The organism is Sandarakinorhabdus sp. FBCC-B8862 (genome assembly GCF_059745315.1).
In genome coordinates this window covers 422,553-447,698 of record NZ_CM185574.1, presented here as the reverse complement: position 1 = coordinate 447,698, position 25,146 = coordinate 422,553, and the positions used below count along the sequence as shown (strand labels likewise).

The following is a 25,146-nucleotide window of genomic DNA, read 5'->3' as shown; positions in this document are numbered from 1 at the left end:
GAAATTGACCATTCACATACGGGCGGTGCCAGCGCTGGCGCCGCCCGTTTTCCTGTGCCCGGCATGAGCGCAGCCACAACAAGTTGCTGGCCTTGGGCTGCAACCATCGGCTAGGATGAACCTAACAAACAGGGTCGCGGGCACGCTTTTGGGGGAATGGCAATGACGCACCGGCGCGGGCATGGCGCAGGGCTTGGCTTGTGGCGAACCGGCATGTTGCTGGCATCGGCCATGACGGCTGCCGCGCCGGCGCTGGCCCAGGTGGGTGTGACCGGGGCACCGACCCGGGAGGAAATCGATCCCAGCCGGCGCCTGCAGCAGAACCAGCCCAGCCGCCTGATCGTTGACGGCGATATCGAACGCAGCCCGTGCGCGCTGGCCGATCCGGCCTATGCCAATATCAGCCTGACCTTGTCGCAGGCGCAGTTCAACAATCTGGGGCCGGTCCCGGCGGCCGAACTGGAACGCCACTGGAAACCGCTGGTCGGCAAGCCGCTGCCGGTTTCGGTGCTGTGCGAGATTCGCGATGCGGTGGCGACCGATCTCAGGCGCCGTGGTTATGTTGCCGCCGTGCAGGTGCCGGCGCAGCGCATCGAAGGCGGCGTGGTGCGGTTTGAAGTGCTTTATGCCCGGCTGACCGCGGTGCGGGTGCGCGGCGATGCCGGCCGCAACGAGGCGCAGATCGCCCGCTATCTGAACAAGCTGGTGACCGGGGAGGTGTTCAACCGGGTGGCGGCGGAGCGCTATCTGCTGCTGGCGCGCGATTTGCCGGGCATGGATGTGCGGCTCCAGCTGAAGCCGGCAGGCGGCGCGCCCGGCGAGATGGTGGGCGAGGTTTCGGTGCGTCGCCGCGCGGTGGAAGCCGATCTGGTGGTGACCAATCTGGCGCCGTCACAGACCGGGCCGTTCGGAGGCCAGATGCGCCTGCAGTTCAACGGTCTGACTGGGCTGGGGGATCACAGCTTCGTTTCCTATTACGCGACGCCCGATTTCCGTGAACAGCATGTGCTGCAGGCCGGGCATGATTTTGCCATCGGCGGCGAGGGTCTGCGGTTGGGCGGCCGGGTGACCCAGGCCTGGACCCGGCCCGATCTGGGGCCGACGGTGCCGCCGGTGGAAGCGCGGGTGTTCTTTGCCAATCTGGAGTTGAGTTACCCGTTGCGGCGGTCGCAGGCGGCCAGCGTGATGGCGCGCGGCGGGCTTGATCTGGTCAACCAGCGGGTCAGCTTCAATGCGGCGCCGCTGTCGCGCGATCAGGTCAGGGTGGCCTATCTCAGGCTGGACGGCGAATGGCAGGATCTGCGCGGGCGCGGGCCCGGTGGTACCAGCGCCTGGCGGCTGGGCGCCAATCTGGAGGTTCGGCAAGGCATCGACATGCTGGGCGCGACACTGGATTGTACCCGCGACCTGCGTGCCTGCGGCCGGGCCGGCGTGGTGCCGCCCAGCCTGATCACCGGCAGCCCCACGGCCACCGTGGTGCGCTTCACCGGCCAGGCGGAACTGCGCATGGGCAAGACGCTGACCGCCGTGCTGCAGCCGCGCGCCCAGCTGGCCAGTGGCGGCGTCTATGGCTTCGAACGCTTTGCCCTGGGCAATTATACGGTGGGCCGTGGCTATGAGCCCGGTGTGCTGACCGGCGATGATGGCGCGGCCGTCTCGCTGGAACTGCGCCATGATGCCATCACCCTGTCGGAAGACTGGAAGCTGGCGGTGCAACCCTATGTGTTTGCCGATGCCGGCTGGGCCTGGTCACGCGGGGTGGGGCCGGCCCTGCCCAACCCGGTCAGCCTGGTTTCCGCCGGCGGTGGCGGGCGCTTCATCCTGTCGGACCGGGCGCGGCTCGATCTGGGCGGCGCCGTGGCGCTGAAGGATGCCGGGCCGGTGCGCGCCGGCGATGTGCGCCTGCTGCTCACCCTCACCACCCGCCTATTGCCGTGGAGGACCCGCTGATGCGTCTGTTTGACGAAAGCGCCCCGGCGCGGGCATCCACGGGCCATTCGGCGCGCACCCGGCTGGCGCTGGCGGCATCGCCCAGCGTGCTGGCGGCCATGCTGGCCCTGCAGCCGCAGCAGGTGCGGGCGCAGGCCTTTCTGGGCACGCCCGATGTCATCCGCGGATCGGTGAACCGTTTCATCGGCACCGGCAGTGAGACCTTGCAGGTCAACAGCAGCCAGGTGACCATCAATTGGACCCCCGATGACAATGGCATTGGTGGCGGCACCATCGCCTTTCTGCCGACGGGCAACACGGCCACCTTCCAGGCCGGTTCCAGCATCGGCAGTTACACGGTGCTCAACCGCATTCTCACCGCCGATCCGTCGCGCGCGGTCGGCCTGCTGGGCACGGTCAACAGCGATGCCGGCGGCAGCATCTGGTTCTATGCGCCGTCGGGCCTGCTGGTTTCCAACACCGCGCGCTTCAATGTTGGCAGCCTGCTGCTCACCACCAATGATCCGGTGGGGGCGGCCGGCGGCGGTGATTTCATGCCGGGCGGCAACAGTTTTCAGCTGAGAGGCGCAGCAGACAGCCAGTCGTTCATCTATATCCAGAACGGCGCGCAGATGAACGCGACCGGCAACAACAGCTATGTGATCGCGGTGGCGCCGCGGGTGGACATGGGCGGCGCCATCCAGGTCAACGGCTCGGCAGCGCTGGTGATGGCCGAAGATGTCAGCTTCACGCTGAACGGCGGCCTGTTCGACATCACGGCCAATATCGGTTCGGCCGCCGGTGGCACCAACACGGTGAATGGCAGCATCACCGGGCCATCCGGCAATTCGGTGAACGGGGATTATCACCGCATCTACATGATGGCGGTGCCGAAGAATGATGCGATCACGCTGCTGCTCACGGGCTCGCAACAGATCGGGTTCAGCATCGCCGATGCCGTGGATGTGGACGGCAATGCCATCGTGCTGTCGGGGGGGAAGAATATCAAGGCGAGCGCGGCCGGCGAAGGGCTGACGGCCTATGATCTGGGCACCTCGGCGGCCGGGCCCGGCCAGGTGACGGTGACCCTGGATGGGGTGACGCTCACGTCCAACACCACCCTCGTGTCCCGCGATATCGGGCAGGCCTTTGCATCGAGTGGCACGCTGGATGTGGCGCGCAACCTTGATGTCTATGGCGGATCGCGGGCCAGCATCGGCGCGGCGCAGGGGCAGTTGCTGGAAGTGACGGGCAGCATCACCGCCGATGCCTCCACCCTGTTCAACGGCAGCAATGGCGCCAACCGCACGGCCGGCATTGCCAACATCACGGCCACCGGCGGCGGCACGCTGGCGGTGCTGGGCAGCATCACGGCGCGGGCCGATGGGCGCGGGGATGCAGCAAGCGGCGTTGGCCAGCAGGGCGGCACCGGCACGGGCGGCACGGCGCAGGTTTATGCCAGCGGCAACAGCTTCCTGCAGGCCAACAGCATCCTGGTTTCGGCGACGGGTCTGGGCGGTGCTTCGGCGGCCGGGCGCAGCGGCAATGCGGCGGGCGGTTCGGCCAGCGTGCAGGTGGATCCGGGCAGCACGATCGACATCCGCGGCGATGCCGTGAACGGCAATATCGCTATCAATGCGGGTGCCATCAGCCTTCTCGGTGCCGATGGCCAGCAGACGGGCAACGCCACCGGCGGCGATGCGCGGGCGACCTTGGGCAGTTCGCTGGAGATGGCCGGATCCGTGCTGGTCAACAGCGACGCCTTCGCCAGCGGCGGGCAGCGCAGTGTGAGCCTGCAAACGGGTGGCGGAACGATCCAGGCCGGCACTGCCACCATCGATGTGCGCGATGGCGCGCGGCTGCTGTCGAACAATTTCCAGCTCAGTGCGCAGGCGAGCGGCAGCATTGGCGATGGCGGCATCATCTATCGCGGCGGCACGGCCCAGTTGCTCACCAACAGCAGCAGCAACGGCATCGCGGTTTCCGTCAGCACCACTTCCACCATCCAGGCTGGCGCCCGCGCCAGCGGCGCGGTGACCGGGGGCGCGCTGGATGGGGCGAGCGCGACTGGCGGTCAGGCTGTCATCGACGCGCAGGGCACATCCAACTTGTTGTTCAGCACGGATCTGATGCTGAATGCCAGCGCGTTCGCCGGCAGCGGCACCAATGGCGGCAATGGCGGCGCAGCGCTCAGTGGCAGCAGCCGGGTGCTGCTGAACGCTGGCAGCCTTTCGGTGAACGGCAATGTCGATCTGCGGGCCGATGCCTTTGGCGGCAGTGGCGCCGTGGGCGGGGCGGCCAATGGCAGCAATGACAATCTGGGTCAGCAGCCGGCGGTGTTTCTGCGCTACAACAATGCCGGCACTGGCACCGATCCCGGCCTGTTCATCGTTGGCCAGTTGACGCTGGGCGCCCAGACCGAAGGCGGCTTTGGCCAGACGGGCGCCGGCGGCGCGGCCAGCGGCGGGGCTGTGCGCATCGATCTGCGCTCACGCCCGCACACGGCCAATGGCGTGTTGATCGATGCCAACACGCGCGGTGGGGACGGGATGACGGGTGGCAATGCCACCGGCGCCGAAGCGACCCTCACGCTTATCGACGCCGAACTGACGGCGCCCGGCAACAATATCACCATCAATGCTGGTGCCAATGGCGGCAACGCCAATCTGTCGAGCAGCGGCAATGGCGGCAATGGCGGTGACGCAATCATCGGAGCAGCGCGCGTGCTGGTGCGCGGCGACCCGGCCGGCACCGGCACGGCAGGGCGGCTGCAGGCCAACCAGATCGTCATCAATGCCGACGCCACCGGCGGTGAGGGCGGGTTTTCGCTGGCCGGCACCGGCGGCACCGGCGGCAGTGCCAATGCGTTTGGCAGCCAGACAGGCGTTCAGATCATTGCCAATGCCGGCCGCGCCCGGTTGGAGTTTGGCAGCACATTCATCAACAACCGGGCCTTTGGTGGCCAGGGGGGTGGCACCGATACCGGCGTTCTGGGCAGCGGCGGTGCCGCGACCGGCGGCTTCATCAATGTCGGCCTGTCGAGCGGGCCATTTTCACCCACCACGAACGCCGCAGCGGCAATTCTGGGCGATCTGATCGTCAATGCGCAAAGCATTGGCGGGAACACCGGCACGTTTGACGGCGGGGTGGACGGCGGCAGGGGCGGCGATGCCAGTGGCGGCCGCATCGTGCTGCTGGGCCGTGGCGGCACGGTTGCCGTCACCAAGGCCGAACTGAACGTTGCGGTCCAGGGTGGATCGGCGGAAGGCGAGCAGAATTCCGGCCCCGGCGGCAATGCGGTGGGCGGCAGCATCACCGTGCTGGCGACACCGCATTTCGTGTCGGGCAGCCCCACCAATGTGACCATCGGCTCGCTCGGCGCCGTGGCGACGGCCACCGGCGGCGCCAGCCTGGCCAATGCCGGCAATGGCACCGGCGGCACCATCGAAATCAAGCTGGCCCAGCATGACGGCGGGCCGGTGGTTGCCAATGTTGGCAGCTTCACCGTTGGCAGCATCACGGCGGATGCAACAGGCACCGGCGGTGTGACGGCAAATGATCTTGCCTCTGGCGGCAATGGCACCGGCGGCACGGTGCGGCTGCTGGCCAACCAGGGCAGCTTCAATGCCAGCGGCGCGGCCAATCTGGTCGCCGATGGCGTCGGCCGGGGTGATGCGGCCAATCTTGGGCCCAGCGGCAACGGCACCGGCGGGCTGGTCGAAGTGCTGCTCAATGGCGGTTCGGCCAGCATTGCCGGCGGCTTCCTGTCGGCCAGCGGTTATTTCGGCAATGCCACCGGCGGCACGGTGCGCACGGCCGTGCAGTCGTTGGGCGGCAGCCTTGATCTGACCGGCATTGGCCTGCAGCTGCTGGCGGTGGCGCAGACCGGCGCCGGGTTCGGCCGGGCCGGCATTGGCAATGCCGTTGGCGGCCTTATCGATGTGGCAACCGCGGCAGGCGGCACGCTCACACTGGCCAACACGCTCACTGTGCTCAATTTCAATGTCGGCGGCATTGTCGATGGCGCTGGTGCGCCCAACAGCGGCAGCGCCACCGGCGGCCGCATCCAGATCAACAACGCCGGCACCACCAGCATCCGCGATGGCGTCGGCCGCTTGCAGCTCTTCTCGATGGCACAGGCCGGGCATGGCGGCACCACCCTGGCCGGCGGCAATGCGCAGGGCGGATCCGTCAGCATCAGCAACAGTGGCGGGTCGCTCAACCTTGGTTCGGCCATCAACCAGATCCGCATCGGTGCGCAAGCCAATGCCGGAGACAGCAGCCTGACCCCCGGCAACGCGCTGGGCGGCGCGGTTTCGGTCACCGCCACCGGCGGCACCATCGATTTCAGCGGCACCACCAGCATCGACAATCTGGCCTATGGCGGGGTTGATCCGGTGTTCAGCGGCGTGATTGATTCCGGCAACGGCACCGGCGGCAGCATCGACCTCAGCTATGGGCCCGGCAGCCGCATCAAGTTCGACGGCGCGCTGGACCTGTTCCACGAGGTGGATGGCCATATCGCCCGCAGCGGCACCACCGGCATCACCAGCACGGGCGGCGCGCTGGAAATCACCGGCGATCTCACGCTGTGGAATGATGTGTTCTCCGACAGCGATCGTGACGGGGCGCAGTTCCAGGGCGGCCAGATCAACATTGCCACGGCCGACACGTCCAGCTTCACAGTTGGCGGCACCTTCACCGCCTATGTCGATACCGACATGGAAAGCAGCAACACCGGCCTGCTGTCGCAGGGCGGCCAGTTCAGCTGGATCAGCCGCGGCACGGTTTCGGTGGGCGGCGCGATCGACTTCTATTCCTCGGCCAGCTTTTCCGATCAGGGCGGCACCGCCACGGCCGGCAGCCTTGCCATCGATGTGCGCTCCGGCAGTTTCAGCGTCAGCAATGGCCTGTTTTTCACCGGCAATGCCAGCGGTGGCCCGCACAGCAGCGGCGATGGTGCGCTGGTCACCGGCGGCACCCTGTCAATCGCGACGGCAGCCGGCGTGAATTTCACCGTCAATGGCGAAGTCAATCTGCAGGCCAATGCCAGCGGCGGCCAGGCCTTTGACGGGATTGGCGGCAAGGCGGTGGGCGGCAGCATCAGCATCAGCAATGCCGGCACCATGTCGCTCGACACGGCGGACAGCGGTTTCCAACTGCGGGCAACCGCGACCGGCGGCACCGGCCTGTCGCAGGGCGGCGGCGCCACTGGCGGCAGCATCAGCCTGACAACCAGCAGCGGCGGCAGCTTCAGCCACCTGGCCAGCGGCACCGGCCAGTTGCAACTGGAAGTCCAGGCCATCGGCGGTGATGCCAGCGGCGAGGGCGGCAGTGCCACTGGCGGCAGCGCCAGCATCATCAACAGTGGCAATTTCGCCCTGCCGGGCGGCGTGCTGCTGCTGGCCAATGCCACCACCGGCAATGGGGACAGCACCGGCAGCGCCACCGGTGGCACCACCAATCTGACCGTCAATGCCGGCACGACCAGCTTTGGAGGCAATGTCGCGCTGAACAGCGATGCCAATGTGCTCAACAAGGTGGTGCAGGGCAATGGCCTCGGCGGCCAGGCCGATGTGATCGTCAACGGCGGCACGCTTTCCGTTACCGGGGATCTGGAACTGCGCGGGCGGGGCAGCGGCGATCTTGCCACCGGCGGCGGCCTTACCATCACCAGCAATGGCCTGTTGCAGGTGACGGGCGCGCTCACCGCATCAGCCGCGGCTGCCAGCCTTTCGGGCAGCACAACGGCGGCGGGACAGGGCGGCAGCATCGATCTGACCGTGGGCAGCAGCGGCCAGTTGCAGGTGGGCAGTTGGTTGCGGCTCTATGCCGATGCCGCAACCAACGCCAGCAACCCAGACATGGCCAACAGCGGCGGCACCATCATGGCCAGCAGCGCCGGCACCCTCAATATCGGCGGCGACATCACCGTCGACAGCAGTGCCCGGTTCGACAATGTGGTGGGCCGCAACGCGACGGGCGGCACCGCCACGCTGGGCATCACCAGCGGCAGCCTGACCAGCGCCGGGCTGATCCTGCTGGCCGAGGGGCGCGGCGGTGTCCGGTCTGGCGACATCAGCGGCAATGGCACCGGCGGCAGCGCAGGCCTGACCTTGGGCAGCGCCGCCACGGCCACGATCAACGGGCCGGTGCAGGTTTCGGCCATCGGCATCGGCGGCGCCGGCGATGGCGGCCTGGCCGGCAATGGCACCGGCGGGATTGCCGGCATCTCGGCCGGCGGCACCCTCAACATTGCCCTGGGCAGCGGCGGTTTCCAGCTGCGCGCCGATGGCGTGGGCGGCAACAGCAATGCCGGTGCCGGCGGCATTGGCCAAGGCGGCCAGGCCGGCCTGACCGGCACCGGCAGCACGGGACGCATCAGCATCACCTCTGCTGGAACGCCCGAAATCGCCGTCACGGCCGGCGGCAGCGGCGGCAGCGGCCTCGATGGCGGCAATGCGCGCGGCGGCACGGCGGCCGTTGCTGGAGCGGCAGCCTTGTCGCTTCCCGGCGGTCTGCGTGTTGATGCCAGCGCAACGGCCGGCGCCGGCCAGAACAGCGGCGGCAGCGCCACGGGCGGCACTGCCAGCCTGGCCAATGCCGGTGTTTTGCAACTGCCCGGTGATGCCATCATCACGGCCAGTGCCACCAGCGGCAGCGGTGACAGCACCGGCGATGCCACAGGCGGTTCGGTCAGCTTTGTGCAGACGGGCGGCACAGCGACGATTTCCGGCCGGCTCGACATGCTGGCCAGCGGCACTGTGGTGGCCGCCAACAATCGCGGCACTGGGCAGGGCGGCATCGTGAATTTCAGCGCCAATGCCGGCACCGTTCAGATCGGCAATGCCGTGGTGATGAACGCCATCGGCATTGGCCGCATCGGGCGAGGCGGTACCATCGGTCTGTCGAGCGCCGGCGCCACCTTGATCAGCGGAGAGCTTGATCTGCTGGCCCGCGGCACCACCAGCATGGAAGACGCGTCCAGCACAGCGCAGGGCGGCGGCATTTCCGTCAGCGTTGCCAGCGGCGGCCAGCTGGAGGCGTCTGGTGGCCTGGTCGCGCTGGTGCGTGCCCGCTCCACGGTGGCGAACCCGGGCATCACCTTGCGCGGCGGCAGCTTTGACCTGGTCTCGGCCGGCACGCTGACTCTCGGCGGTGTCGGGCTGGCAGTGGATGCCAGTGCCGAATATGTGCCGTTCGGCCAGACCGGTGGTGACGCGATCGCGGGCACCATCGCGGCCAATATCACTGGCGGCAGTTTTGTAACCACCGACGTTGACTTCAACGTCAGTGCGACCGCCGGTGACGATTTCGACGGCATTGGTGGCAGCGCTCGCGGTGGCACGGCGGTGATGGTTGTGCTGTCGGGGGCGACGGCCACCATCAATGGCGGTGTTTCGCTGGATGCAATGGCCTTTGCCGGCAGCGGTCTCACGGGTGGCCAGGCCCAGGGTGGATCGGTGCAGTTGCAATCGGCTGTTACCACCAACATCAACAATGGCAGTTTGCCGAACTTCCTGATCAGCGCGGCGGCCTTTGGCGGCAGCGGCGCCGATGGTGACGGCGGCGCCGCCACCGGTGGCAGCGCCTCGCTTTCGGTGCTGACCGGCGGCAGCATGACGGTGACCGGATCAACCAGCAGTCTGATCGGGCCAGATGCCAGTGCCTATGGCGGCAGCGGCAGCGCCAATGGCGGTGCGGCGACGGGCGGCACGGCGATTCTGAGCATCGGCGGCAGCCTCAGCCTGCCCGGCGCGCTGGACATCACGGCGGTCGCGGAGGGCGGCAGCGGCAATCTGCAAGGTGGCCGCGCAGATGGCGGCACCGTGTTTGTGGCCAGCAGCGGCTCGCTGACTTTGCCGGGCAATGTCAATCTTTCGGCAGGTGCCACCAGCGGCGGCGGGCCGCTCAGCGGCAATGCCAGCGGCGGGGCGGTTGATCTGCTGCTCAGCGGCGGGTTGCTGGATGCCGGCGGGGCGCTGACCATCGACACGCGGGCCGTGGTGGCGGGCGGCAGTGCGCGCGGCAACGGCAGCGGCGGCCGCATCGGGGTGGATGTGCAGGCCGGCACGTTAGATGTGGCCGGTGCGCTCACCGCCAATTCCACCGGCGACGGCGTGGTGGCACGCAGCGGCAATCAGGCCCTGAATGCCGGCGGCCGGGTGCTGGTTGGCGGGGCCATCAGCCTGGTGGCCAATGCGGTTGATCCGGCCACCGGCGGCGGCATGCAGAGCAGCGCCGGCAATGTGATGATCAGCGTCGGCAGCCTTGGTGAACTCAATGCCGCAGCGGGTCTGTCGGCCAATGTGGATGCCATTCTGGCGCAGACCGATACCGGCCTTTCGGCGCAGGCCGGCCTGTTCAGCCTGACCTCGTCGGGCACGGTGGTGCTGGGCGGCACCGGCCTGGCCGTGCAGGGGGCGGCCGGCTTTGACGGGCCGAATTTCGAGGGCGGCCTGGCTGTGGGCGGCAATCTTTCGGTTGCGGTGAATGGCGGCAGCTTTGCCAGCAATGGCCTGCTGCTCAATGCCGGGGCGGCCGGCGGCAGCAACCTCAACGGCAATGGCGGCAACGCCGTGGGCGGGATCGCCAGCCTGATCTCGGCCGCGCCGGCCACCGTTGCGATCATGGGCGCGGTGCGTCTGGATGGCAGCGCGTCGGGCGGCTTTGGTGCCGGCAATGGCGGCAATGCCAGCGCCGGCACGGCCCGGTTTGCCGCGTCTGGCGTGGCCAGCATCACCCCCACCGGCACGGTGCAAATTCTGGCGGTCGCCTCGGGCGGCACCGGATCATCGGGCAGCGGCGGCAATGCCATTGGCGGTGATGCCAGCCTGTCGAGCGTTGGGGCGAGTGGGGAGTTGCGCGTGCTGGGCCCCAGCACGGGCGAGGTCACGGTGGATGCCGGCGGCATCGGCGGCAACGGCGGCCTGTTGGGCGGCACCGGCACGGGCGGCACCGCCAGCGGTGTGAACGGCAATATCCTGGCCATCGCCGGATCGCTGAACCTCTTGGCCAATGGTCGTGGCGGCACCGGTGGCAGCGCCGATCTGATCGGCCGCGGCGTCGGCGGCACCGCCAGTTTCAGCTATTCGGGCGGGCTGGCCGATGTCGGCCGCAACCTCACGCTCACGGCGGACGGCAGCAACGGAAGTGCCGGTGGCGGCAGCGCGGCCATTGCCGGCAGTGGCGGGGGCCTGCAGGCGGGCAACATCATCGAAATCCGGGCAGAGGCCAATGGCACGGCGCGCGGCGCCAACCAGATCCAGGGCGGCAGCGCGGCGTTGCGCCTTGACGCGGGCGCCAGCCTCTTGGCCGGCAACCGGCTCTATGTCGATGCCAGCGGCTTTGCCAACGGCGGGGCCGGCAATCCCGGCGGCACGGTGACCGGCGGCACGACCGACATCACCTCGCGCGGGACGCTGACCGCCACCAACGAAATCCTGCTGGACGCCACCGCCAGCTACAGCGGGCAGGGCGGCAACGCCACCGGCGGCGGCGCCACGCTGGCCATCCTGGCTGGCAGCATGACCACCCGCGATGTCAATCTGGTGGTGCCGGGCTTTGGCGGCGATCGCAGCGGCACGGCCGGAAGCCAGGGCCAGGGTGGCAGTATCGATTTCACCGTGGCCGGCGGGGCGCAGGCCAGCATCAGCCGAAGCCTGTTCATGCAGGCCAGCGGCTTTGGCGGCAGCGGATCGATCCTGGGGGCGGGGATTGGTGGCAGTTCCATCCTCACCGTCAATGGCGCCGGCACGCGGCTCTCGATCGACTATATGAGCATGGAGGCAGACAGCTTCGGCGGCGTTTCCGCGCTGGGTGGCGTGGCCGAAGTGCGGTTGACCGCCGATCGCCAGGGTGGAGGCGGCACGCTGATCCTCACCCGCGATATCCAGTTGCTGGCCGATGGCAACACCAGCAGCGGTTCGGGCGGCAATGGCCAGGGCGGCACGGCACGCATCCGGAACGCGGCCGGCTCGCTGGATGTTGGCACGTCGATCAATTTGCGCGCCCGTTCCACGGCGGGATCCGCGGCCGGCATTGGCGGCACCGGCACTGGCGGGACGGCCGAACTGCTGGTCAGTGGCGGCAGCGCGCGCATCGGCACCAGCGCCAGCCTGTCCAGCTTTGGCACCGGCGGGGCGGGCAACAGCCGCGGCGGCAATGGCGTGGGCGGCACCAGCCAGATTGTGAACGATGCCAGCCTGCAGATTGGTGGTGCGGTCAATCTGATCGCGCAGGGCCAGGGCGGTTCGGGCAACAGCACAGGCCAGGGTGGATCGGCCACCGGCGGGGTGGCGCTGCTCAGCAGCAGCGGCACGCTGGGCATTGCTGGTGATGCGACGCTGCGGGTGGATGGCAGCGCCGGTGGCGGCGCGCAAAGCGGCAGTGTCACGGCCGGCACTGCGCGGGTGGGCATCAGCGGCGGCCGTGCCGATCTGGACGGCAATCTGTTGCTGAACGGCAATGCTGGCATCACGCCGGCGGCGACACGCGGCGATGGCCGGGGCGGCACGCTGGCGGTGGAGGTGCTGGCCGGCACGCTTGATCTCGTCGGCAATCTGACGCTCACTGCCGAAGGCGGCGGCACCGTCGGGCGCGGTGGTGATCTGTCGCTGCTGGCCAATGGCAGCCTTTTGATTGGTGGCCGGGCTGATCTGGCGGCCAATGTCTTCACCGAAGTGACACTGCCTGCGGCCCAGTCGCGCGGCGGCAATCTTTCCATTGCGGTGGGCAGCGCCGGCCGCCTGCAATCGGTGGGCGGATTGTTCGGCAATCTGCGCAGCCTGGTCGGCCAGCCGGCCTATGCCCTCACCGCGCAGGGCGGCAGTTTCCTGATGACCTCGGCCGGCACGGTGGAGATTGGCGGCACCGGCCTTGGGGTGGATGCCGGCGCGCAATATGTCAGCAACGGGTTCGAAGGCGGCAATGCCGTGGGCGGCAGCCTGGTTGTTTCCCTGACCGGGGGTAGCTTCAGCAGCGCCGGCCTGGCGCTCACGGCAGGGGCCGGCGGCGGCAACCGCACCGGTGGCACCGGCGGCAATGCCAATGGCGGCCTTGCGAGCCTGGTGGTCGCCAGTGGTGCCACGGCCAGCATCAATGGCGAGTTCCGGTTGGAGGCGACGGCCGGGGCCGGTTCGGGCGCCACCGGCGGCCGCGCCAACGGCGGCACCGCCCGCCTTTCGGTGGCGGGCAGCGCCACCATCAACACCGGCGGCAACACGCCGGTGATGCTCACATCGGCCACGGGCGGTGATGGCAGCACCACCACGGGCGGCAGCGCAACCGGCGGCATCGCCATACTGGAAACCACCGGCACGGCGGCCACGTTGGCCATCATCAGCCCATCGAACGCACAGATGCGGTTGATGGCCGATGCCCGTGGTGGCGGCAGCGTTTCGCAGGCTGGTGGCAGCGCCACTGGCGGCATCATCACGCTGGCCAACAGCAACCAGTTTTCGCTGGCTGCCAATCTTTATGCCGGGGCGGATGCCACCGGCGGCACGTCGGGCAACGCCAATCTCAATGCTGCCGGGCAGGGCGGCACGATTAACCTTGCCAACAGCGGCGGGCGACTGCGGGTGGATGGCGATCTGTCTCTTGGCGCTTCCGGTTTTGAAGGCGCATCGCGTGGCGGCAACATCATTGGCACGCTGACCGGTGGTGCCCTGTCGGTTGGTGGCGCGCTGGATGGCAATGCCGGCGCACGCGGTCTGGCGGCCGCCGGCAACCAATTGCGCGGCGGCGGCATTGATGTGCAGCTGGCCAGTGGCGCCAGCATTGATGGCGGCAGTTACATCAACCTGGATGCCAGCGCGGTCGGCTTTGGCGGCAGCGGCAGCTTTGGCGGTTCGGCGCTGGGCGGCAGCGTGCGGCTGCAGACGGCCGGCGATGTCACAGCGCAATCCTATATCCAGCTTGGCGCTGCCGGCCAGATCGTTGGGGAAGGCGGCCCGTCACAAGGTGGCAGCACCGAACTGGCGATGACTGGCGGCCAGATCGTGGCAAGCGATGTCTATCTCAATTCTGGCGGTTTCGGCGGCGCTCGTGCCAACGGCGTGGGCAGCACCGGCACCGGCGGGACTGCCACAGTCAGCATTTCGGGCGCCTCGCGCCTCAGCCTTGGCAATTATCTTTATGTTTCGACGACCGGTTTCGGCGGCAATGGCGCCACCCGGGGCGCCGGCATTGCCGGCACATCGCGGCTGCTGGTCAGCGGCAGCGCTGCCAGCCTGTCCAGTCGTGAGATCGAGTTGGACGCGGATGGCTTTGGCGGTGCGGGGACCGTCGGCAGCCTGGCGGAAATCAGCCTGGATGGCGGCGCGAGCCTGACGACACTCGGGTCGGTGATTCTGCTGGCGGAGGCCTCTGCCCAGCCCGACGGTGGAACCAGTGTGACCGGCGGCACCGCGCGCTTTACCAACACCGGCAGCCTGGCCAATATCGGTGCCGGTCTGAACCTGATCGCCCGCGCCACCGGCGCCAATGGCAGCAGTGGCGGCAATGCCACGGCCGGCACGGCGCAGTTCGCCCAGACCGGAGGCGGCACTTCGGTTGCCGGCAGCCTGTTCCTGGACGTGGGGGCGGTCGGCGGCAATGGCACGGCCGGAACTGGCGGCGCGGCGCAGGCAGGTTCGGCGCTGTTGCGGCTGAATGCCGGCAGCGATGCCAACCCGGCGGCCTTGCTGGCGGGAACGATCAGTGTCGCAGCCAGTGCCGACGGCGGTTCGGCCCTGTTGATCACCAGCAGCGGCCCCGGTTCGGCCGGCGGCGTGGCCACCGGCGGCACTGTGGAATTGACCGGCAGTGCCGGTTCGGCGCGGATCGAAACCGCCGATATCGAGGTTGCGGCCAACGCCACAGGTGGCTCTGGCAGCTTTGGCGCCTCCGGCGGTGCGGGCGGCGCGGCCCAGGGCGGCAGCATCCTGGTCGGGCTGGTCAGCAGCTCGGCTGGCAGCACCGGGCAGTTCGTGGCCGGCTCGATCACGCTGTCGGCCAATGCCACCGGCGGCACCGGCGGCAATGCCCAGGCTGGCGGCGGCGTTGGCGGCAATGGCGGCGGGGCCCAGGGCGGCACGCTGCTGCTGCGCAATGATGGCGGTGCGTTCAGCGGCGGCGATGTCGTGCTGAACGCCACTGCCGAAGGCGGCATCGCCGGGCTGGATGCCGGCCAGGGGGCGCTGCGTGCTCGGGGCGGGGACGGCCTGGGCGGTTCGGTCAAGCTGCAATCGCGGCCCAACGCCGCCAATGGCCAGGCGGGCAGCAGCAGCCTTGCCAGCCTGACCGCCAATGCCGGCGGCTCCGGCGGGCTGGGTGGCAGCCTGGGCGGCACCGGCTTTGGCGGCACGGCGATTATCGAAAGCGTGCGCCAGCCAAACCGGCCCAATGATGCCGGCACCGGTGTGATTGGCATCGGCGGCGCCGTGGTGCTCGATGCCAGCGGCAGCGGCGGCGGCCGGCTTGATGGTGAAACAAGGCAGGGCGGCGCTGGCAACGGCGGCACCGCCCAGATCATCGCCGAAGCCGGCCAGCTCCAGCTTGGCGGCAGTGCATCGGTTTCGGCGCAGGGCCTTGGCGGGTTGGGCGACAATGGCGGCTCGGCCAATGGCGGGGTGGTCAATCTTCTGGCGCAATCGGCCGGCCGGCTTGATCTTGGCGGTGTGGTCACCGCCTCGGTCAGCGTGCTGGGTGGCAGGGCCGATGGCCAGGGCGGCAGTGCCAGTGCCGGGATCCTGAATGTGGCGGCCAGCGATGGCGGCCAGATCACCGCCACGGCCAGCCTCGGCCTGTTGGCGGAGGCCGAGGGCGGGCTCGGCGGCACGGCGGGCGGCTCGGCCTATGGCGGCACCATCTTTGTCGGCGCCGATGGCGTGGGCAGCGCGCTCAGCCTCACCGGCCTCGATGCCTCTGCCAGTGCGACGGGCGGGGCCGGGTTGGCGGGCAATGGCGGCCTCGGCTTTGGCGGTTCGGTCATGCTGCGCGTGCGCGACAGTGCGATCATGGCGCTGCAGGCGCCGCTGGCGCTGCAGGCCGATGGCCGGGGCGCGGCTGGCCGTGCCGGTGGGTCCGGCTTTGGCGGTTCGGTGCGCCTGATTGCCGATGCCGACGGCCAGATCGGTGGCGGCGCCAAGCTGGCCCTGTTTCGCGCCGAAGGTATGGGCGGCAGTGGCGATGCCGGCGATGGCGGCTTTGGCCGCGGCGGCACGGCGGAGATCCGCGCCGAAAATGCCGGGGGCATCACGCTGGGCGCGATCGAGATCAGCCGGGCGCGCGGTGTTGGCGGCGATGGCTTTGGCGTTGGCAACGGCGGCGCCGGCCAGGGCGGCAGCATCACGCTGGAAGCCAGCGCCGGCGGTGGCATTGCGGCGGGCAACCTTGGCAATCTTTCGGCCACCGGCGAGGGCGGCAGCGCGCTTGGCAGCGGCAATGGGGGTGCCGGCCAGGGTGGCCGGTCGCAGCTGCTGACCTTCGCCGGCGGCAACCTCAGCCTTGTCGCCACTGGCGGCACCATTGGCGTTGGTCTCACGGCTGCAGGCGTGGGCGGTGCGGCCATCACGGGCCGCGGCGGCGATGGGCAGGGCGGCGATGTGGAGGTGGTTGCCCAATCCGGCAACGCCCGCATCGCCATCGATGGCCGTGCCGCGAGCGAAAGCCCGATCAGCCTGCGCGCCCGCGGCATTGGCGGCGCCGGTGCCACCGGCGGGGCCGGCACTGGCGGTTCCGTGCTGGTGCAGGCCGATGGCCTGGCCAGCCTGGTGCTGCAGGGCAGCGCCAGCCTGGAAGCGGTCGCACAGGGCGGCAACGGCATCACCGCCGGGGCCGGGCAGGGCGGCGACATCAGCATCGATGCCTTTGGCAGCAATGCGCGCATCACCAGCGCTGCGTTGCAGCTTTCGGCCGATGGCAATGGCGGCGACGGCCAGAGCCGGCAGCAGGGCGGCGGCAGTGCCGCGCATGGCAATGGCAGTGGTGGCACCATCGCCATCACCAGCCTGAGCGCCGGCATTGCGATCGGCGGCGATGTGACCGCCAGCGCCAATGGCAATGGCGGTGGCTTTGGTGGTTTGACAGGCACGCCGGCGGCTGGCTTTGGCGGCAATATTGCGGTGATCGCAGGCGCTGCCAGCAATGCCGGGGCAGGCCAGCTGGCGATCAATGGCGCGCTGATCAGCCAGAGCGACGGCTTTGATCCGAACGGCGGCGCCGGCCGGCCCGGCGTGACGGCGATTGTCGCCCGCGATGCCAGCCTGTTGCAGCTGGGCAGCCTGAACAGCAGTGCGGCGGGCAGCTTTGCCCCCGGCACTGCGCCACGCGGCGGCCTGATTGCCACCACCGGTTCGCGGATCGAGATTGCCGGCGATGCCAGCATGGTGTCGCGTGACAGCCTTGGCCTGAACGATGGCGGCGCCATCGCGGTTGGCGGCACCTTGCTGGTCAGCGCGGCGGGCCCGGTGGTCAATGGCCTTGGCAGCACGGCCGGGGCAGGCGGCAATATTTCCGCTGCTACCCTGCGCATCAACAGCAGCAGCCTGATCGATCTGGCCAGCACCACCAACGGCAGCGGCGTGATTGAGCTCAACGCCGGTCCGACCGGCAATATCAACGTCGCCAGCCTCACCGCCGGCACCAGCCTCAGCCTTGCCGCGCTGGATGTGCGCTTCACCGCGCTGCGTTCCGGCACCGCCACCAGCATTTCGGCGCTGGGCAATGTTCAGGGGGGCAGCATCAGCAGCGGCGGCCGCCTGCAGGTGACCGCCGATGGCACCGCCACCCTGGGCGCGCTTGATGCCGGGCTGGTCAATCCCGCCCCGCTGCAGCCCACCGACATCTATGTGCGCGCCAACGGCAATCTGGTGACCGGCACGCTGGCCAGCGCCGGCGATGTCGGCATTGTCGGCCTGGCCGGCATCAGTGTCGGCAGCATTGCGGCCGGCCGCGATGCCATCCTGCTCGCCACGGGCCCGGTGCTGCTGGGCGATGTGACGGCCACCGGCACCTTGTTTGTTGGCGATGCCAGCCAGCGCAGCCTGATCAGCTTTGCCAGCGGCGCGCCCGATTATGCCGCGTTGCTGGCGGCGGCTGCCCAGCCGTTCACCAGCCGGCTTTCGGCGGCATCGATCAGCGCCGGCCGGGCCAAGATCGCCACCGCTGGCCTGTTCGATCTGTCCGGCGCCTTCGCCGCGCTTGGCCAGGCCAGCATCTCGGCCGACAGCGCGGTGCTGGGCAGCGTAGTTGCGGGCGGCGAACTGCGGATCACCACGCAGGGCAATCTGGCCCTCACCAATGTCAGCAGCGCTGACCGGTTGAGCCTGATCGCCGGCGGTGCGGTTTCCACCGGGGCCATCACGGTCGCCACCACCAACCCGATCGCGGGCGCGCGGGGAGATGCCTATGTGTCGGGCAGCAGCGTCGCGGTTGGCAATGTCAGCGCCGCCGGCGATATCGGGCTGGTGGCCACGGGCGCGCTGAGCAGCGGCGCGCTGACCAGCGGGCGCGATCTGGTGTTGCTGGCTGGCACCAGCATCGGCACTGGTGCCATCGTCACGCCCGCCACCGGCCGCACCCGGCTGGGGGCTGCAAGCCAGGCCAGCCTGATCAGCCTTGCCAGCGGCGTGCCCAGTTATGCCGGCCTGTTTGCAGCGGCCAACACCAGCCCGGCCGGTGCCATCACCATCAACGGCAGCATCAGCACCGGCCTGCTCGATGCCAGTGCCAGCGGCCTGCTGCGGGCGCAATCCGATATTGCCGTCATCACCGGTGCCCGCCTGTCGGGCGGGGCGCTTGATGTGGTCAACATCGGCAGCGGCGGCTTCCTGGAGCTGGCCAGTGGTTCCGATCTCACGCTGGGCGCCATCACGACGCTTGGTGGCTTCAGCCTGGCGGCCAATGGCAATATCGGCATCGGGGCGCTGACGGTTGGCGGCACGCTCTCGCTCACGGCGCGCGCCGGCAGCGGCCAGCAGGCGGGGCCAGGCAATATCAGCCTCACCGCGGTGCGGGCCAATGATGATATCCGGCTGGATGCAGCCGGCAGCATCACCACAGGTGCGCTTTCGGCGGCGGATTCGGTTCTGCTCGCGGCCGGCGGCAACATCACCACCGGCGCCATCGATGCCGGCACGGTGCAGCCGCTTGCCGGTGCGGCTGGCAATGTCGCCATTGCCTCCCCGGGGTTGGTGCAGACCGGCAATGTCAACGCGGCCGGCAGTGCCATCCTGTCGGGCACGCTGGGGGTTGCCACCGGCAATGTCACGGCGCCGGGCGGCATCGTGCTGCTCGATACCGGCGGCATCACGGCCGGTGCCCTCACCACCTCCGCCAACGGTTTCATCTATATCGCCGCGCACGACCAGCTGCCGCAAATCACGTTTGATCAGTCCGGCAATCCGCAGTTTGCCGCGCTGTTGGCCAGCACCCCGGTGCGGCTGGTGGGCGATATCACCCTGACCGGCCCGGCCAGCACCGGCCGCTTCATCGCGGCTGCCACGGGCACCTTCAACGGCCAGGCCATCACGGCCGGTTCCGGCGTGGCCATCACCACCGCCAGCGCTGCGCTGGGCGCGGTCAATGCCGGCACGGGCGAGCTGCGTATCACCACCGATGCGGCGCTCAACCTCGCCAGTGCCAGCAGCGCCGCGCGCATGAGCCTGATCGCGGGCGGCGCGCTGACCACCGGCGCCATCAGCGTCACCGCCAATCCGGTCACCGGTGGGCGCGGCGATGCCTTCGTATCCGGCGGCACGGTCACTGTCGGCACGGTCACCAGCGTTGGCGATATCGGCCTGGTGGCAAGCGGCAATCTGGCGAGCGGTGCGCTGACCAGCGGGCGTGATCTGGTGCTGCTGTCGGGCGGCACCATCACCACGGCGGCCATTGCGACGCCTGGCACCGGCCGCACCCGGCTGGGCGATTTTGCCCAATCGGGCCTGATCCGCTTCAATGCCGGCGTTCCCGATTACAGCGCGGTGTTTGCCGCCGCCACCGGCACCGTGCCGGGCGATGTGATCATCGGCGGCAGCATCAGCACCGGCCTGTTCGAAGCGACCACGGCCGGGCTGTTTCAGGCGCGCAATGGCATCAATGTCGTCACCGGTGCCCGCATCCGTGGCAGCCGGGTTGATGTGGTCAACGCCACCAGCCTGGGCTTCCTCGACATCGCCGCCACATCCGATCTGGCGCTGGGCGATATCAGCGCCGATGGCGGCCTGACGCTGAGCACCGACGGCGATATCAGCGCCGGCACTGTCACCGTGGGCGGCACGCTCAACTTCACGGCACGGCGGCGCGCGGGCCAACAGGCCGGGCAGGGCGGCAATATCCGCCTGGGCGATGTGCGCGCCGAGGATGATATCCGCCTGACCGCCGATGGCCTGATCGCCACCGGCCGACTGTCTGCCGCAGATTCCGTGTTCCTGAACGCTGGCAGCAGCATCACCACCGGCGGCATCGATGCCGGCACGGTGCGGCCGCTCGCCGGCGCGGCGGGCAATGTCTATATCGTGTCGCCCGACGTGGTGCGCACCGGCAACATCGATGTCTCGGGCAGCGCCACATTGTCGGGCACGCTGGGGGTCACCACCGGCAATGTCACGGCGCCGGGCGGCATCGTGCTGCTCGACACCGGCGGCATCACGGCTGGTGCGCTCACCACCTCGGCCAGCGGCTTCATCTACATCGCCTCGCACCAGATGCTACCGCAGATCACGTTCGATCAGGCCGGCAATCCGCAGTTCGCGGCGCTGCTGGCCAGCACCCCGGTGCGGCTGGTGGGCGATATCACACTGACCGGCCCGGCCAGCACCGGCCGCTTCATCGCGGCGGCCACTGGCAGCTTCACCGCCCAGGCCATCACGGCACCCACCAGCACGCTGGTGTCGGTGGCGGGCAATGCCACGTTGAACGGCAATATCGCCAGCAACGATGTGTCGATCACGTCGGGCAATATCGCGATTGGCCAGAATGTCACGATCGGCGGCAGCGCCGCCGCCCGTGTCGCCCTGCTGGCCGACAGCGGCGCGACGGCCATGGTGGTCGGCGGCAATGGTGTCACCACGGCCGGCACCTACAGCCTGTCGAATGGCGAGTTCGCAGCGCTGCGCGCCAGCCGCATCAGTGTGACCATCAACAGCGGCAATCTCACGCTCGATACGCTGGCCTTGCCTGCCATCGCGCCGGCCAGCACCGGCGATGGCATCAGCTTTGGCGCCAGCGGCAATATCCGTGTGGCGGGTGCCGTCACCATGGCCCAGGCCGGGGCCAGCAACCGGCTGGCGCTTGCCGCCAATGGCCGGATCGAGGTGGTGCGCGGGGCGGGCAGCATCCTTCTGGGGGCCAGTGCCGACAATCCGCTTGGCACGCTGGCGCTTTCGGCACCGCGCATCTGGGTGGCCGACAGTGCCACGTTGGACGCACTTGCTGCCGGCACCCTGACCGGCGATGCCAGGGACGAAGCGCTGGAGGCGGTACCGGCCACTGCAACCGGCAGCACGCTGGCCGCCGGCACGATCGCCATGACCGCGCGGGACCAGTTGCTGATCCAGAATGGCGGCACCGATCTGGAACGCGCGGGCTTCACCGCTGGCAGCTTCACGGTCAGCCGTGGTGGCGACAGCCCCGGCCAAGGCGGCACCGCTGGCCTGCTCGACATGGTGATCCACGGCCGCATCCGCCGGGCCGATGGCACATTCGCCACCAACGGTGATACCCGCGAACTCGTGCAGTTCAGCCCCGGCACCAGCATCCTGACGGCGAGCAGCTCGGTCAATTTCTGCATCATCGGCGGCATCTGCCGCGGCACGTTGCCGGAAGGCACCGAACAGCCAGTGCTGAGCATCGTCAACAATGTCGAGGCGCTGACGCCGGAAGAGGAACAGCGCCGCGAGGAGGCGCAGGAGGCGGCCGAAAAACTGCCGATTATCCTGCTCAACCGGCTGATTGATTTCAGCCCGCTGTTCGCCGATCCCGACAGCACCGATCCGGTGACCAGCGGCGGCAACCCGTCGCTGTGGCCCGAAAGCCCGCCAACCGGCCTGCGCCGCCCGGGAGGGCTGAAGTGATGACGCGCCATCTGCCCATGATCCTGTCGGCGCTGCTCGGCACCAGCCTGGGGATGCCCGTGCCGGCACAGGCCGAAAGCCTGGCCCTGGCCGACAGTTTCCGCATCGGCAATGCCGGCGTGCTGTGCACCGCGCAGGTGCAGGTGGCCGATCCCGCCACGCGGGGGCTGTTTGACCGGGCCTATCGCATCGTCTGCCGCGATGCCGCCCAGCCGGTGGGTGCGCTCTATGCCTTGCGCGGGGCGGCACCCGCGCTGCCGGCCGGCTGCCCGGCGCCAACGGCTGCAAGCCTGGCCAGCCTGCCCGGCGCCATGGTCAGCCGCTGCACGGTCGAAGGGCTTGGCCGGGTGCGCTATCAGCTGCAACGCGGCAAGACGCTGTTCATCGCCGATGGCCTTGCCGGCTATGGCTCGGCGCTGGAACTGGGGCTGAAAAGCCTGATCGCCGATGCGGTGGTGGCGGGCACGGTGGAGGTGGCCGCGACCGAAGCCGGTGATCCGGCCGCCTTTGCCCGCATCCAGGCCGGCAATCTGGAACCGGGGCAGGCGCTGGCCGAGGCCTATCTGCGCAACAATGCCGCCAGCTTTGCCGAGGCGGCGGAGTTTTTCGACCTGCTGGTGGAGCGCAGCCGGCGCGGGGCCGCCGGTTTCACGCGCAGCGCCGAATATCTTGCCAACCAGGGCCTGCAACAGTCCAATCTCAGCCGTTTCGCCGAGGCCCAGCGCCTGTTTGCCCGTGCCACGCAGGTGCTGGATGGCAGCGATCCGATCGCCAGCCGGCTGGTGCGCAACGCGCTGGCCCAGCATGCATTGAACCAGCGCCAGCCGGCAGCCGCGCTGGCAGCGCTTGCCAGGCCGGTGTCGGGCAACATCGGCACCACCGACACGCAGCGCCTGGCCCAGGGCTATATCGATGTGCCGCTGGCGCAGCGCTTGAACACGGATGACAGCGCGCTGCGCGCCCTCGGTTCCGGCAGTTCCAGCCTGTCACCGGAAGAACGCGCCACCATCCTTGATGGCCAGGCGCTCTATCTCAGCGGCGTCGCGCTCGCGGCGAGTGGCGATCTGGCCAAGGCGCAAACGGCGCTAGCCGGCGCGCAGCGGGCCCTGGCGCAGGTGCGCGGTGGCCGCGTGCTGTCCATCCTGTGGCTGCGCGCCGGGGTGGCCAGCGAATTGTCGCGCGTGGCCGAAGCCAATGGCCAAGGGCCGGCGGCGCTGGCTGCGATGGCCGAAGCCGTGGCCCTCACATCGGCGCAGCTGCCGCAATCGGCGGCGCTACTCGCCCAGCAGGCGCGGCAGGCGGCCTTGTTCGCCCGCCAGGGCCAGGCCGATCAGGCCGCAGCCCTGTATCGCGCCGTCGTCAAGGCGGCGCCCGACACGCCGGGGGCAGGGCAGGTGCTGGGCCCGCTGCTGGAACCCTGGCTGGCGCTGCTGGCCAGCCGTGGCGATGCCGGGGCGGCGGCTGATCTGTTTGATGCGGCCCAGATCCTGGTGCGACCGGGTGTGGCACAGACCCAGGCAGTGCTGGCGCGCGAACTGTCGGGCGGCAGCGATGAGGCCGCTGGCCTGTTCCGCCAGTCGCTTACCCTGTCGCGCGATCTGGTCCGTGCCCAGGCCGATCTGGAGCGGCTGGCGCAGGTGGAGGCGCCCAATGCGCTGGAACAGGAACAGATTGCCGCGCTGCGTGACAAGGTCGCCACGCTGGGCCGGGATCAGACGGCGGTGCTGGCCCGGCTTGCCGAGTACCCGCGCTTCCGCTCCATCTCCGGCGGGGCCATCACCCTGGCCAGCCTGCAACAGACGCTGAAGGGTGATGAAGCCTATCTGAAGCAGATTGTGCTGGGCGATCAATCCTATGTGCTGGTCGTGGGGCGTGACACCGCTTCCGTCCACAAGGTGGCGGCAACGGCCGGTGAAATGGGACAATTGGTGAAGACCATCCGCGATTCGATCGTGGTGTTTGAAAATGGCCGGCCCACCACCTATCCCTTCGATGCCGCCGCCGCCCGCCGCCTCTATCAGCTGGTGATGGGCCCGGCCGATGGGCCCGGCAATGCCGCCGTTCTCGCCAGCCGCCACCTGATCGTCGAACCCGATGGCGCGCTGCTGCAATTGCCATTCAACCTGCTGATCACCGCCGATGATGGCCTTTCCGCCTATCAGGCGCGGCAGGATGATCCCAATGCCGATGCCTTTGATACGCGTGGCCTGGCCTGGCTCGGGCGTGACCGGATCGTGTCCACCGCCACCAGCCCGCGCGCCTTCATCGATGTGCGCAAACTGGCCGCCAGCCGCGCCAGCAACGCCTATCTGGGGCTGGGCGAGAATGCGATCCCGGCCCAGGCTTTGCCACCGGTGCTGCCACCGCCGCCACCGCCGGCCCCGCCAAAGGGCAAGGGCCAGAAATCATCGCCCGTGCTGGCCGTTGCCGCCCTTGTGCCGCCGCCACCGGCCCCGATGACACCACTTCCGCCCCGCGACGAGTGCGATTGGCCGCTGGCGGAATGGGCGCACCCGATTTCGCCGGCCGAACTCAACCTGGCCGCCGATCTGCTGAAATCGGCCGGTTCGGCCGTGCAGACCCAGGGCGATTTCACCGACACGGCGATGATGAGCCGCAAGGATTTGCGCAATTACAAGGTGTTGCACTTTGCCACCCACGGGCTGGTGACAGCGCCGCGCCCGGAATGCCCGGCACGCCCGGCGCTGCTCACCAGCTTTGGCGGGGCGGGCACCGATGGGCTGCTGTCGTTCCGGGAGATTTTTGACCTCAGCCTTGATGCCGATACCATCATCCTGTCCGCCTGTGACACCGCCGGCGCCGCCACCGCATCGGCCACGCGCGAGGCCGGCATCACCACCGGCGGCAATTTCGCGCTCGACGGCCTGGTGCGCGCCTTTGTCGGCGCCGGCGCCCGGGCCGTGGTTGCCAGCCACTGGCCGGTGCCCGACGCCTTTGACGCCACGCGCACGCTGATCACCGGCCTGTTCAGCGATGTTGGCCGCATCAGCGTTGGCGAGGCGCTGCGCCGATCGCAGGTGCGGATGATGGACGTGCCCGAAACCTCGCACCCCTATTACTGGTCAGGCTTTGCGATTGTGGGCGATGCCGCCAAGCCGCTGATGTCGCTGCCGTCAGGGCAGGGTTCGGGCAAGTGATG

3 protein-coding genes are annotated in these 25,146 nt (G+C 69.2%); all 3 read left to right on the top strand.

The features are described from left to right. Positions 1-213: 213 nt before the first annotated feature. The 3 genes from AC6BOR_RS02120 to AC6BOR_RS02110 are packed head-to-tail and all read left to right on the top strand — an operon-like array spanning position 214 to position 25,144. Entirely contained in the window at positions 214-1,950 is a 1,737-nt protein-coding gene (locus AC6BOR_RS02120; protein WP_498059577.1) for a ShlB/FhaC/HecB family hemolysin secretion/activation protein, read from the top strand. Then, the gene (locus tag AC6BOR_RS02115) at positions 1,950-21,986 is read left to right on the top strand and encodes a beta strand repeat-containing protein (RefSeq protein ID WP_498059576.1); all 20,037 of its coding nucleotides are present in this window, start codon (positions 1,950-1,952) and stop codon (positions 21,984-21,986) included. Before AC6BOR_RS02120 ends, AC6BOR_RS02115 begins: the two co-directional genes overlap by 1 nt. Then, a complete protein-coding gene (locus AC6BOR_RS02110) occupies positions 21,986-25,144 on the top strand; it encodes a CHAT domain-containing protein (protein ID WP_498059575.1) in 3,159 nt (1,052 codons plus the stop codon). The genes AC6BOR_RS02115 and AC6BOR_RS02110 overlap by 1 nt, the downstream gene beginning before the upstream one ends. Positions 25,145-25,146: the final 2 nt, after the last annotated feature.

What these genes read in the sequence shown, in the direction of transcription:
- AC6BOR_RS02110 (WP_498059575.1), top strand. Translation starts at nt 21,986, where the DNA reads ATGACGCGCCATCTGCCCATGATCCTGTCGGCGCTGCTCGGCACCAGC.
- AC6BOR_RS02115 (WP_498059576.1), top strand. Translation starts at nt 1,950, where the DNA reads ATGCGTCTGTTTGACGAAAGCGCCCCGGCGCGGGCATCCACGGGCCAT.
- AC6BOR_RS02120 (WP_498059577.1), top strand. Translation starts at nt 214, where the DNA reads ATGTTGCTGGCATCGGCCATGACGGCTGCCGCGCCGGCGCTGGCCCAG.